Annotated in this window: 5 protein-coding genes; 3 read left to right on the top strand and 2 right to left on the bottom strand. The window is 50.7% G+C overall.

The features are described 5' to 3' along the window. Positions 1-4,470: beta strand repeat-containing protein (locus ACTG33_RS14585; RefSeq protein ID WP_439135954.1), on the bottom strand; the 4,470-nt coding region annotated here is incomplete at its 3' end. A gap of 298 nt (positions 4,471-4,768) precedes the next feature. Then, a complete protein-coding gene (locus ACTG33_RS14580) occupies positions 4,769-5,422 on the bottom strand; it encodes a TetR/AcrR family transcriptional regulator (protein ID WP_439135953.1) in 654 nt (217 codons plus the stop codon). 183 nt (positions 5,423-5,605) lie between these two features. On the opposite strand from ACTG33_RS14580, the gene ACTG33_RS14575 reads away from it, so the two are divergent. The 3 genes from ACTG33_RS14575 to ACTG33_RS14565 all read left to right on the top strand — a co-directional run. Then, complete coding sequence (locus ACTG33_RS14575; protein ID WP_439135952.1) at positions 5,606-6,445, top strand: crotonase/enoyl-CoA hydratase family protein; 840 nt, start codon at positions 5,606-5,608, stop codon at positions 6,443-6,445. A 113-nt stretch (positions 6,446-6,558) separates the two neighbouring features. After that, complete coding sequence (locus ACTG33_RS14570) at positions 6,559-6,948, top strand: nuclear transport factor 2 family protein (RefSeq protein ID WP_439135951.1); 390 nt, start codon at positions 6,559-6,561, stop codon at positions 6,946-6,948. Positions 6,949-7,055: 107 nt separating this feature from the next. Further along, positions 7,056-8,971 (top strand): FAD-dependent oxidoreductase (locus tag ACTG33_RS14565; RefSeq protein WP_439135950.1); only part of this gene is annotated, 1,916 nt, incomplete at its 3' end.

Here is an 8,971-nt window from a genome sequence, read left to right as displayed (position 1 = left end):
TGTGGAGTTGTCCTGATTACGTGCGGCTTCGAAGCTCCAGGTGCCAGAGCTATTCACCGTCAAAATTCCGGTAGCGTCTGTAATGACAGCGGGTGTAGTTGTACTCACACTGTAATCAGTTCCATTGAATCTAATGGATTGAATCGTTAGCGGGCCTTCCTGCAAGTTATCGTTGGCAAACAGGTCACCCGTCGTAGTTGTGTCTTCAACCACCTGATAAGCATCGTCTACGGCAAATTCCAGCGAGGTATCCCGAATCACAAATCTTAATTCTGACTCCACCACATCGGCATTTGGATCACCCGACACATCATTTTCCGTGGTTTGAATCAGAATGTTACTGGCAATAGCGTTAAGGCCGGGAGCCTGTTCAATGCCTCCCCTTAAGGTCAAAGTTACCGAGCCAGAAGTATCATCTATAACACCTTCAATAACGACAAAATTGTCGCCATTACGAATCAGCTGAATGGTTTTACCATCGGGTGAAACCTCTACTCTGGTTGTGCTATCACCTGACCCATCGCTAGAAGTTAAACTGTCAAAATCCACCTGACGAGCAGCATCACTGAAAGTATATGGACCTGGGTTAAACGCGGGATCAGCATCAATTTGCGACAAAATCTGCGACACAGCCACATCCGGAACAAAGCTCACATTTGCTTCTGCAAGTATGACCGTGGTCGGCTGAATAATGGTCGGTGTGCTGTCTGTCGCCGTGTTGCCTGCCTGATCATCGACCGTCGCGGTTAATGTCCATTCGCTGTTAGCGACCAGACCTGTTGGTAATAATCCTGTGATAGACCAAGCCCCACTGGAAACCGTAGAGGTTTGGCTCTGGGAGTTCACACCATCCGAAATAGTGAGAGTGACAGTTTGTCCATCTTCAGCATCCGTCGTCCCGGAATAATCCGTTAATGATCCGCTTTTGATCGCTGCAACATCAAGACCATTAGCACCTGTATCAATATCAATCTCGACAACAACATCTTTGATGGTGGTATTGGTGGCCGTCGCCGGATTACCAGCAACATCCTCTACAGCCACATCAACCGTTAATGTGCCATCATCAAACCCACTCAGATCGTAGGTTGTATCAGTTGCGTTATTTAAACTGCTATAACTTCCGTCTGCCTGAATGATAGCGTCAAAGACAATATCAGCAGCCGTACCGCCGGAGATTGTGACGGTGACGGTTTGCCCTGCCTCAATATCTGTCGTGGTGCCACTGATGGAAACTGCGGTAATTTCACTGGCTGATAGTTGCCCATCGCCATCAAACTGCACAGTAATCGCGGCCAGAGTATCTTTGTGAATCGTGTCGGTACCCGTTGCTGGATTACCCGCTACATCTTCTCCTGTGATTGTTACCGTCAAATCACCATCGTTGAGTGCTGATAAGTCCACATCATTCAGTGCAGTAATCCAGCTGCCTGCGCCGGTGGCGCTGCCTGTGCCTGTAGCACCAGCGACACTACTATTAACCACTACATCGGGATTCACTCCATCGGATATGGTAATGGTTAACGACTGACCGGTTTCGATACCGCTGGTAGTCCCCTCCAGTGTTATTCCTGCTCCAACTTCAGCGGCATTAAATAATTGATCGGCATCGCTGTCCTGATCGTCAATAGCCAGATCATCAATAACCGCAATAGGGTCGTAATCAATCGTGGCAGTTGCAGTCGCCAGATTACCTGCAACATCCCTACCTTCAATCGTAAGCGTCAGGGTTCCCGGTTCAGCAGCTGATAAATCCAGTCCCGAGGTACTCCAAGTGCCGCCGGAGACAGTGCCTGTTCCAGTGATTTTTTGCCCCAGACTGTCTTCCACGGTAACGTCAACCAACTGCCCATCTTCAATGTCGGTAACGTTACCTAGTAGCGCCGCAGCCATGGCTTCAAGTGCGTTATACACCCCGTCGGTATTGGGATCGACGAACTCGGCATCAATCGCCGCGGTTTGATCCAGTTCGCGGTTCAGGTTGGCACTGTCGGTATCGCCAAGGCTGTTGGTCACCGTCGCCGTTGCGGTCAGGGTGCCATCGTCTAAACCGGAAAGGTCGACATTATCGATTCGCCAAGCATTGCCCGACACCGTCACCGTTTCAGTGACGGTCGTGGTTCCATCAGTAATTTCCAGCGTGACGGTGCTGCCATCGTCCACAAAGGTGGTCACACCATAAAATGAGGTGGTTGGTGATTCGTATTGATTAAAGGTGCCATCGTCGTAGGTGTAATCGCTGCCAACACCGTCATCATCGTTTAGGATGGTGATCGTTACGGCATCTTTGGGGGCGGTATTGGTTGCCGTAGCTTCGTTACCTGCCACATCCAACACCGAAACATCAACCGTTAAGGTGCCGTCCAGTAAAACTGACAAATCGACCGAGGCATCCCCCGTCCAACGTCCGCCGAGGCCGACGGTTCCCATCAAGCTTACAGGTCCATTCCCCGCAGTATCTGTTATTGAAACACTGACTTTCTGCCCTCTTTCGACATCTGTGACCGTACCGCTAACCGTCGCAGTTTCAACGTTATTGGCTTCGTAAATGGCTTGATCGAATTGAACGGTGATGACAGCTATGGTGTCTTTATGGATGGTATCGGTACCCAACGCCGGGTTGCCGGCAACATCCGACCCGGTAATGGTGACGGTAAGATCCCCATCGTTCAGGCTGGAAATATCCACGCCGTTTGTCGCGGTTGTCCAGGTGCCCGGACCGGTATCACTCCAGATCCCCGTTGCGCCCTGCACTGACACGGTATTAATCACCACATCCGGGTTCACGCCATCTGAAATCGTAATGACCAGCGGCTGACCGGTCTCTATGTTGTCAGTGCTGCCCGCAAGCGTAATTTTGTTGGTTACCTGATCCAGATTAAAGATTTGGTCTGCATCGGCAGGATCGTCTGCAATATCATCAATGATGGCGATAGGATCGTAATCAATGGTTGCCGTCGCGTTAACCCGATTACCGGCAACATCAATCCCCAGAATGGTCAGTTTCAGCTCACCCGGAGCCGCCGCCGACACATCAAAATCGATAGAGGCCCAGCTCCCACCAGAAACAACACCGGTACCGCGAATCACATTGCCTGCGGTATCTTCAGCTTGAATGGCCACCGGTTGACCGTCTTCGATATCGATTACGTTACCAATGACCGAAGCAGCCATGGCCTCCAGTGCGTTATAGACGCCATCGGTATTGGGGTCGATAAATTGTGCATCGATGTCGGCTGTCTGATCGAGACGCCAGTTGATTTGATCTTGCGCAGGCTGCCCCGCCAGATTCACGGTATCCGCGGTAATGGTGAGCGTGCCATCCGGTAGGCTGGACACATCGTAGGGATCAATCGTCCAGGTTTGATTGACGACTGTGGTGGTCAGCACCAGTGGCGATCCGCCGCCGCTGGAAGAAACAGTCACGGTGACAGTCTGGCCGTCTTCGACATTCAAGGTTGTACCGTAAAATACTTCCGTCGGCGCTTCATATTGATTGAAGACACCGTCAGGGTCGTCGTTATTCACGGTAATCGTCGGGGAAAGAAACAGCTCAACGGTGTTACTGATTTGGGCCGGGTTGCCAGCCAGATCTATGGTTTCAGAACGCAGTGTCAGGGTGCCTTCCACCAAACTGCTCAGGTCACCCACAAGCGACCAGGTACCGTCAGCGTTCAGTGTGGTGGAAAACTTAAGCTCCGTGCCTGCAATATCGGTCACGTATAGATCAATATTGGCGCCAGCCTGTACATGAGCAAACTCACCGGAAAGCTGGGCCGCTGGCGCTTCAAACATATCGATAATCGTGTCATCGCCCGTATCACCTTCAACGGACACCCCTTCTGCCAGAGTATCTTTCACACTGGTGGTTGAGCTACTGACACGGTTGCCGTAAAAATCCGTTACCGACGCCACAGCAATAAACGGCCCTTCCGCCAGCGGCGTCAGATCCTGATCTGGTAACTCCCATACACCTCCCACGACAATGGACTGACTGATGAATACCTGACCGGAACTGTCAATCAGCGCCAGCTCAACGGTCCAATCATCATCGATCTCGAAAGTGGTTCCAAAAAAGTCGACGGAGGGGTTTTCAAAACGGTTAACGAAGCTGTCTTCGAGGTTTTCATCATCGTTGACTTCGATGGTGATGGCAGCCTCAGAACTCAGGCGCTGGACGAGGGTTGAGGGGTTTTCTACCGACTCCGTAGAATCTGGCAAGGTGTAAGTGCGAAAGCCGGCCTGGGGAATCGTTTCATCACCATCCCGATCCACATTGCCAAAGATGGTGGTAACCGCGCTCGTTCCGCTGGACAGTAACGTTCCCTTAAGGATTGTCTCTGGAGGCACATCCGTGATAACCACTTCACCTTCTGGAACGGTTTCGCCAGGCGCCAGTAACTCCAGATGGCCATCTTCGAATAATTTCCAGATATAGCCACCGATCTTGATATACATCACATCTTGCATGCCGATCTTTTCCCCTGAAACATCCCTGGCCAGAACCTGACGTTTAACCACTTCGTCTAGCGTTCAACCGTTTCTATGAGTGTAGGCGAGAAAATGCGACTCGGTGTGCTTATGCTATTGAATCTGTTGTGTTTATTGACGATGGCCCCGACTCACTCCCTATATCGTCTAGATCAAGAAGTGAGAAACCGCAAGCAGCGACAAGCGCTTTTGGTAAAAACAGGGAAGTTGCGCATAAATCAACAGCAATTCTTCACAAGAAGAGCTGTATTTGAGGGAATTGAGAAATCAAAGCGTTTTAACGACGTGCCTGACCGGTCAGTTCGGCCCAGAACATCATGGCAGCATTGTGGGATACCGGCTCGATTGCCGCTTCGTCAACGTAGATACCGTCAATGAGCAGACGACTCATGCCGTGCAAGGTACTCCAGCTCACCTGGGCATAACGCAGAGGATCAATGGATTTCAGAATTAAACCCTGATCCTGCCAGCGGCGGATGCCCTCGACATAACGCCTGAATGACGTGTGAGCCTCACGGGTGAGAGACTCTGTAAGCTGTTGATTTTTCCAGAGATGTCCGCCAAACATCAGATCATAATATTCAGCATTATCCAGTGCGAACCGGACATAGCGGTCGACAAAACCCTGCAAAACCTCAAAGGCAATCAAACCGGTTTCCGGATCTTGAGCCACAGAAACGTCAAATAACTGAAAACGACGGAAGCCCTCCTCCGCGATGGCGCACAAAAGTGCCTGCTTATCTTCAAAATGGTGATATGGCGCAGTACGGGAGACGCCCACTTGCGCAGCCAGTTTTCGCATAGAAAAGGCGTGCTCGCCGTCCGTGCGGATCATTTTGGCCGCTTCATCCATTAGCACTTGTCGCAGATCACCATGGTGATATGACGCCTTAGCTGAATGGGTACTGGTGCTATGAGCGCTGGTCTTCACGTTCGTATTCATCACTGGTGTGGGTTGTTCAAGGCGGCACTTGTTTAGAGATGGCGCTGATTAAAGATGGCATTCAATCTACCAGCCAATCTTGACACTGTCAAAATGAAGGGATAGATTAGCAAAATCACAAACTGGACACCGTCTAGTTTCAGCCATTCATTAGTCCCCAGGAGCCGCCACATGAGTTACGAAAGCCTCAAACTGACGATTGCCGACAAAATTGCCCATATCCAGCTCAATCGCCCAGACGCTCTGAACACCATGAACCCTGCTCTATGGCAAGAGTTGCCGGAAGTCGTTCGACACATTAACGATGAAGCCGCAGCTCGGGTCATTGTCCTCTCCTCTACCGGCAAGCACTTCTCCGCCGGCATGGATCTGGCGGTGTTTACCGGGGGCAGTCTGCAAAAAGATCAAGAACTCGGCCGCAAACACGAAAACCTGCGCCGCACCGTATTGCAGTTGCAAGATGCCCTCAGCCAGTTTGAGAAAGTGCGTATGCCGGTTCTGGCCGCTATTCAGGGTGGCTGTATCGGTGGCGCCGTCGACATGGTGACAGCTTGTGACAGTCGTTATTGTACTGAGGATGCCTTTTTCAGCATTGAAGAAACCAAGCTGGGCATGACGGCGGATGTAGGCACCTTGCAACGGTTACCCAAACTAATTCCTCAAGGCTTGGTAAGAGAGCTGGCCTACACCGGACGACGCTTTTACGCGGACGAAGCCCTGCAGGCGGGTCTGGTTAACAGAGTTTTTAAAGATCAGGCCACCATGCTCGAAGGCGTCATGGAAATCGCCGAGCAAATTGCCGCTCGCTCTCCCCTTGCCGTTGCCGGTTGTAAAGAAATGATCAACTACACCCGCGACCACAGCGTTGCTGAAAGCTTAAATTACATGTCCGTCTGGCAAAGTGGCATGTTCCAACCTCAGACTGACATGATGGAAACCTTTATGGCGAAAGCCGAAAAGCGGGAACCGGAGTTTGAAGAGCTGAATAAAGTGGGCACCATTTTCGATTAAAACGATATTTCTGATTAAAACTACGCCTTCGATTAAAACGACAACAGAAATCTTGATCCGCTAAGAATCGCGTAGCGAAACACTTTTAAAGTGGAGCAATTTAGGAACCTCACATGAAAGATGATCGTCTCGAACGCTGGCACAAAGTGATTTTTGAAAAAGACATGGCACTGCTACACGACCTGCTAGCAGAACAGGTCGAGTTTCACTCGCCAACGGTATGGAAACCCAAACAAGGCCGAGACATCACAGCCTATATTTTGAGCATGGTCATCGAAATTTTTGAGGACTTTGAATACCACCATGAATGGATTGATAACAACAGCTTTGCGCTGGAATTTTCCGCCAAGATAGATGGTAAAAACATTAAAGGTGTTGACCTGATCCACTGGGACGATGAAGGACAAATTAAGCACTTCGAAGTCATGATGCGCCCCATCAACGGTCTTAATCTGATGTATGAAAAAATGACTGAACACCTGAAAGAAGCCGGATTTATCTGATCCTTGATCAATTAACAAAATCACAGCCTGAGAAGTCTACCGGCAGACTCTGGTTAACAACCGACTATTAGCCTTTTAGAACGAGCACAATTACACAGGAGATTGCCATGAGCGCAGATCTATACCCCAACATGCTTGCCCCACTGGATTTGGGTTTCACCACTCTCAAGAACCGAGTCCTCATGGGATCCATGCACACCGGTCTGGAAGAAGCCCCCAATGGCCATGAGCGCATGGCCGCTTTTTTTGCAGAACGTGCACGCGGCGGTGTTGGCCTGATCGTCACCGGCGGCTTTGGCCCCAACAAACGCGCCGCTACCCATGAGCATACAAAAATGCTCTGGAGCGAAGAAGATTGTGCCGATCATCAAATCATTACGTCTGCTGTGCACGAAGCCGGCGGCAAAATCTGCATGCAGATTCTTCATACCGGGCGCTATGCCTTTAATGAAAACCCCATCGCCCCCTCTTCCATTCAGGCTCCGATCAATCCCTTCAAGCCCAAGGCAGCCTCGGAAGAAGAAATAGAACAACAAATTGAAGACTTCGTTCGCACTGCCGTTTTGGCTCAGAAAAGCGGCTACGACGGTGTCGAAATCATGGGTTCGGAAGGTTATTTCCTGAATCAGTTTCTCGCTGAGCGTACCAACAAACGCGACGACGACTGGGGTGGTAACTATGAAAACCGCATGCGCTTGCCGGTTGAAGTGGTGCGACGTGTCCGCGAAGCCGTCGGCGAAGAGTTCATTATTATCTATCGCCTGTCCATGTTGGACTTGGTTGAAGGTGGCAGCACCTATGATGAAGTGGTCATGCTGGGTAAAGCGGTTGAAAAAGCCGGGGCCTCCATTATCAACACCGGCATTGGCTGGCACGAGGCTCGCATCCCTACCATTGCCACCAAGGTTCCGCGTGCCGCCTTTACTTGGGTAACGGCTAAATTCAAAGATCAATTTACGATTCCTGTCATTACCTCGAACCGTATTAACACCCCTGAGAAAGCCGAAGAAGTACTGAGCAATGGCGATGCCGACATGGTGTCGATGGCTCGACCCTTTTTGGCGGATGCAGATTTTGTCAACAAAGCTGCCGAAGGCAAGAGTGACGAAATCAACACCTGTATTGGTTGTAATCAGGCCTGCCTGGATCATATCTTCAGCGGCAAGATGACCAGCTGTCTGGTGAACCCTCGCGCCTGTCACGAAACCGAACTGAATCTTCTGCCAACCACTCAAGTGAAAAAGCTGGCAGTGATTGGCGCAGGCCCGGCTGGTTTAGCTTTTGCGACGTCTGCTGCAGAGCGCGGTCATCAGGTCACCCTGTTCGACGCGGCCAGTGAAATTGGTGGACAGTTTAATATTGCCAAGCAGATTCCAGGCAAAGAAGAGTTTTACGAGACAATCCGTTATTTTCAGCGACGCATCGAGCTGACCGGTGTCACTTTACAACTGGACACCAAAGTCTCTGCCGAACAATTGAATAACGGCGATTTTGATGAAGTCATTCTGGCTACCGGTATCAATCCGCGCACCCCGGCCATCCCCGGTGTCGAGCATGAAAAAGTTCTCAGTTATCTGGACGTTTTGAAAGACAAGAAAGCTGTCGGTGAAAAGGTGGCTGTCATTGGTGCGGGCGGTATCGGCTTTGACGTTTCGGAATACCTGACCCACGCCGGCCCCTCACTGAGTCAGAACATTGAAGCGTTCATGCAAGAATGGGGCGTCGATATGAGTCTGCAAGCACGCGGCGGTATTGAAGGCGTAACCGCTGATGTTTATCCGTCACCCAGAGAGGTCTATCTGCTGCAACGTAAAACAGCAACAGTCGGTGGTGGATTGGGCAAAACTACGGGATGGATTCATCGCACGGGTTTGATCAACAAAGGGGTCAAAATGATTCCCGGTTGTGAGTACCTGAAAATTGACGACGAAGGGTTGCACATCCAAGTCGGCGACAACACCAAGGTGCTTGCGGTCGACAACGTCATTCTCTGTGCGGGTCAGGAGTCCAAAAGAGAACTCAC

The sequence above is a fragment of the Pseudomaricurvus sp. genome, from assembly GCF_965662505.1.
Classification (GTDB): domain Bacteria; phylum Pseudomonadota; class Gammaproteobacteria; order Pseudomonadales; family Cellvibrionaceae; genus Pseudomaricurvus.
This window is presented reverse-complemented; position numbering and strand designations above follow the sequence as displayed.

Coding starts and splice junctions, on each gene's coding strand:
- ACTG33_RS14575 (WP_439135952.1), top strand. CDS start 5,606: ATGAGTTACGAAAGCCTCAAACTGACGATTGCCGACAAAATTGCCCAT.
- ACTG33_RS14570 (WP_439135951.1), top strand. CDS start 6,559: ATGAAAGATGATCGTCTCGAACGCTGGCACAAAGTGATTTTTGAAAAA.